Here is a 4,041-nt window from a genome sequence, read left to right as displayed (position 1 = left end):
GCTGCGGCTTTTTTGCGCCCGCGTTCTTGTCGCGTTGTTCGTTTCTGCCGATCAGAGAACGCCCGTCGTCTAACGCCGACGACGGACAAAACGCTTTATTCAGGGCGGACTCAATAACCGCGAAGCTCTCATGCCAGACACAACGCTGCAGATCTGCTGGCGAATCTTTGATTCGCCACGCGGCCGATCAGCGCAAAATCAGTATATAAGATCAGGCATGTGCCTTGCGTCACGACTGATCCGCTCCGTCTCAAGGCAAGCGTCTGATTTGTACCGTTCCCCGCCTTGCGTAGAAGATGCAATCATCGGCTACGACGAACATGAGTGACCAACTCTATCTTTTCCGCCTGCCTCACTCATCGTCAGGTGCGAATTCACGGACGCCATCCGAAATCCGTCCAGCGTTTCCTGATGGACGGAACCCGTGGCCTTTCCGACCGGAGTCGCAACGAGTTGACAGAGCACATGTGCGTGATCGCATACGATCAACCGAGATCGGCTTGTTTGAGGATCTGCGCTGCCATGACATCAATCGAAGACTGTTCAGGAAGAACGGTCTCACCGGCAAGACCGGTGAAATCTCGCGACACGAACCAGCGGGCCATGTCGTCCCTGCCGAACGCGCTGCGCTTGGATCGTTCGCAATGGCGCCGCCATGATTCATCGAAGCTCACGTCCAGATAGTAAAAAAAGTGATCTGAATATGCCTTTGCCAAGTCTGTGAGCATTGACCCATGCCGCTCGAAATTCAAGATTCCTTCAAGCACTACGTTGAATCCAGAAACGATTGACAGCCGGACGGTTTGTTCCATTAAGCGGACATGGAGCGCATCAGTTCGGTCTTTTTCACCAGTTATCGAACGTCGAAAGTAATCCTGTTCGACGATCACAAGCGAATCTTGCGCCAATGCTCGCAAGCGCGATGCAAGCGTACTTTTACCCGCTCCTGAATTGCCTCGCAAGACGATCAGTTTCCCTTGGCGGACATTTGCGTTCATAGCAGCTTCAAAAAACAGGCCGTTCAGATAATAAATCTTTGGATAACGAAAAAGGCTATAACCTTTTGGGAAATTACGGTTGTAGTTGACATGCACGAACCGGCAATAATACTCCTCTTGCCATCCCCTAACTGCATATATGCGGCTTTGTTCAGCAGGGTGGGCACAGTTGGTTGCGGACCCCGCGCGTGGCTGCGTGGTACGCGGCCAGCGCCGCCGGCTCGCCCCATACAGGCCTGCCATGCTCATCAGACTCGCCACCCGCTTGCGACCCACGTGCGCGCCTTCGCGGGCAAGCTGCGCAGGCATACGTGGCGCCCCATACATGCCATGCCGCGCGAGCTCGCATGCAGCGTCGGACGCGCGCGAGCAGCCGCCCGGATTCTCGAAGGGAAGGCCGGGAAGCAGGTATGGATGCTCGTAAACACCGGCTGCACCTGTGACGCATCGATGCGCATTGCCGGGAAGTTCGATCGATCTGATCCCTGCTCAGCCTTGCGTCGATCGATCACCAACCTTTTGATTTTCCCGATCTTTTGGCCACATCGCGTCGAACTTCATCAGCATGCTTTTCCGGCATGGTTCTCGATGAAGGTCCAGAGGAAAAATGACAGGGTCAGACAGAGGACCCAGTAAATGAAAAGCTGGTTCGCCGGCGATCCGCACGTGACCAAGGTATGTGACCTGTGAAGAGAGACAAGCAGTACCGGGTGTATGAGGTACAGAGCAAAGCTGATCTCCCCCAGCAGGACGAGTGGGCGCAGCGATAGCGCTCGCGCGACTACGCCGTTCGACAGCGCCATCGAAAAAATGGCAATCGCAAATATTGGCGCGCTCCCGCTCCCGTACAACCATTTCACTGTCGCCTTCGAGATATAGCGGTGCGAGGCTGCGTCGTTAGACACCGCGATGAAAAATAGCATTGCGAAGACAACAAGCAGAATCGACACGATCTGCATGAGTGTCGCGAATCTGATGAAGCGGAGGCGATATTTCCCCCATACCCACGCGGTGAATACGCCGAGAGTGAATTCGAACAGACGTGCAGGCGGGAATATGTAGACAAGGGCTTCGATGCTTCTTACGTTCTCGCCAGCCAGATACGGAAGGTGCGATATTGTCGCCCAACCGGCGCAGCATCCTGCGAGCAGCGCGGTTCCGGCGAGCTTCGCCCATTTCGTGCGCTCCCAGCTCCGGATCAGGATTGGAAACATTCCGTAGAAAAACATCTCGGTGGATATGCTCCACGAGTCGCCGTCGAAGGAAAAGAAGTAATGCGGAAGCGGCACCCAGCTTTGCAGGAGAAACAGGTTGATCAGAAGCGGTGGCGGCGCCGTCGGGTCCACAGGTCCGGTGCCCCAAGGGAAGGGGAGAAATGCGATGGTCAGCAACAGGGTTGCCGCATGAAGCGGCCAGACTCTGGCGATACGGGCGGCGATGAATCGGGCCCGGTCACGACCAGATGGCAAATCCGGATACGCGTAGTAAAGGACAAAGCCCGAAAGCACAAAGAAAAACGAGACGCCCAGCCCAATCGAAAACACCCGTCCAAGGTGCGTTCCATAGCCGAAGTACCAACTGCTGTGATAGATTACAACGCCCGTCGCGGCTATAAAGCGCAACGACGTTAGCACTCCCAGGTTGTCTCTCATATGCAATCCGTATTGTTATCTACTGCGAATACGTTTTCGCGCGGGATAGTGCAGTCTCGTCAAGTGCATGAATGCGTTTTTCATTAAATTTCTTGCCTTGGACTAACTTGGCGACCGGCAAATGGGAAGGCAGGTGTCAGACTCCATTTGACAGACAATTATCGGGGACCCGAGCCGGGACGCGCAACCGCAAGTGGCGCTCAGATGATGACCATCGTTCAAGTCAGGATGCGTAAGATGGCCGACCAGCAACATGAGGCCGAGATGGATCAAATGTCCCAGTGGCACGCAGCGGCTTCGTGCGCAAATTCGCTTTGTCACGCGACCGATGCGATCGATGCCGGTTATCAGGAGTTTTCCGCACACGTTTAGACATGCAGCAAAACGTATCCGTCAGCTGAACTTGCTGCTGCCAACCGGACTTAGTACGACAGCCGTAACGAATTAATGTCTATAACTAAAAGGAATGCCACTCTATAGGCAATAAATGAAAGCGGTCGTGAAGGCTTGGCGGTGACCGATCTTTACGGTTATGGCTGGAGTCGCTCGGGCAGCCCTTCGTGATGGCTGTCGCGAAGAACGAACTGCTATGGTGGCAGGGACCGACGTACGTTCGCGCGGACCGGATAGCGCGGAGCTTGCCCGCTCGTGCCTGGCGGCGAATGTCGGCAGGCGCCGGAGCCAAAGGCGAGCGCGTGTACGACTGGGCACTTACGGAACTGTGGCGCTTGCAGATGTCTGCCGGGGAGCGCCGCTTCGGACATTACCTGCTGGTACGGCGCAGTCCCGATGAGAAGCAGGAACACGCCTTCTATGGGGAATCAGAAGTCAAGCCTGTTTGATATATAAATTTCGTCTTGCAAAGTAATGCTCCTTACGTGTCGTCTGCGGCCAGTCTGCATGGCCGCCTGCTACGACCAGAGGCAGACTGGCCCGCAGACGACACGTGATTGGCAGGTCGCGAGGCTGATGACCTGCACCATTTGCTGCCTGGCATATCGGTGTCACTCAGGTCAGGGGGGTGTTGAACCGGTCAGAGCCGGGTCGACCTTCTATCCGTGCCGGCCCGGCAGGCCGGTCACCTCATGCCGCACGCGCGAAGCGCTGGCGCCACCCTGTTACCGACGCGCCCCATCCAGGTACACGGTTACCCGCGATGGGTAACCCGAGCGTGTTTCGGGCGCGCTGACCTTTACATGCCGTCGCTGCATCTCATATGTTTCAGGCCCCTCGCGGGCTTAGCCTTGTGCCGGCTTGAGTGTCGCGCCCGCGGGGATCTTGCCGTGCTCGAGAAGGCGCCACAGGGCGATCGCCAGACGGCGTGCGAGCGCCACGATGCCGATGCGCCGCAGCCGCTTGCCGGCACCGGCAAAGCGCTCGTTGAACCAGTG

The 4,041-nt window shown here is 56.6% G+C and carries 3 protein-coding genes and 2 pseudogenes; 2 read left to right on the top strand and 3 right to left on the bottom strand.

The genetic code is table 11. From position 1 onward, the window contains the following. Positions 1 to 485: 485 nt before the first annotated feature. On the bottom strand, positions 486 to 1,325 hold the full coding sequence (locus HV796_RS45020; protein WP_377694235.1) for an IS3 family transposase: 840 nt from the start codon (positions 1,323 to 1,325) through the stop codon (positions 486 to 488). A gap of 233 nt (positions 1,326 to 1,558) precedes the next feature. Further along, positions 1,559 to 2,650, bottom strand: coding sequence for an acyltransferase family protein (locus HV796_RS40550; RefSeq protein WP_175233320.1), 1,092 nt, complete (start codon positions 2,648 to 2,650; stop codon positions 1,559 to 1,561). 204 nt (positions 2,651 to 2,854) lie between these two features. On the opposite strand from HV796_RS40550, the gene HV796_RS40545 reads away from it, so the two are divergent. After that, entirely contained in the window at positions 2,855 to 3,022 is a 168-nt protein-coding gene (locus HV796_RS40545; protein ID WP_175233319.1) for a hypothetical protein, read from the top strand. A gap of 137 nt (positions 3,023 to 3,159) precedes the next feature. Continuing rightward, positions 3,160 to 3,465 (top strand): annotated as a pseudogene (locus HV796_RS46255) (IS701 family transposase); the annotation flags it as partial. A gap of 423 nt (positions 3,466 to 3,888) precedes the next feature. Here HV796_RS46255 and HV796_RS45010 read toward each other — a convergent pair. Next, positions 3,889 to 4,041: pseudogene (locus HV796_RS45010) on the bottom strand (IS110 family RNA-guided transposase); the annotation flags it as partial.

The sequence above is a fragment of the Paraburkholderia humisilvae genome, assembly GCF_902859855.1.
Taxonomy (GTDB): Bacteria; Pseudomonadota; Gammaproteobacteria; order Burkholderiales; family Burkholderiaceae; genus Paraburkholderia; species Paraburkholderia humisilvae.
This window is presented reverse-complemented; position numbering and strand designations above follow the sequence as displayed.